Here is a 428-nt window from a genome sequence, read left to right as displayed (position 1 = left end):
GCGACTGCAGCGAGGTGATGAAGATCAGGCAGGCAAAAGGCAGCCACTGCCAGGACACCATGATGACCACGGACAGCAGCGGCACCTCGGTCAGCCAGTCCACAGGCTCCAGGCCCAGCGCCCTGCACAGGCTGGCCAGCACGCCGTAGATGGGATTCATCATCATGTGCTTCCACAGTAGCGCGTTGACGGCGGGCATCACGAAGAAGGGCGAGATCAGCAGCACGCGCACCATGCCGCGGCCCGGAAATGGCTCGTTGACCAGCAGCGCCAGCAGCACGCCCAGCGGCAGTCCGGCGCCCAGCGCGCACACCGCCAGCAGCAACGTGATGGGCAGGCCGCCCCACGACGAGGTCGGCACCCGCGCCAGGCCGAACACGCCGCCCTGCATCAACAGCAGGCCGGCCGCCAGGCCGACGATCCACAGC

At 68.0% G+C, this 428-nt stretch carries 1 protein-coding gene; it reads right to left on the bottom strand.

What is annotated here, in order from left to right:
* A partial coding sequence (locus P3R27_RS15350; RefSeq protein ID WP_369075746.1) for a carbohydrate ABC transporter permease occupies positions 1-428 on the bottom strand: 428 nt, incomplete at both ends.

This window comes from Enterococcus spodopteracolus (genome assembly GCF_030441955.1).
Taxonomy (GTDB): Bacteria; Bacillota; Bacilli; order Lactobacillales; family Enterococcaceae; genus Enterococcus_B; species Enterococcus_B spodopteracolus.
The sequence above is the reverse complement of the archived record's forward strand: the minus strand, read 5'-3'. Positions and strand labels throughout refer to the sequence as shown.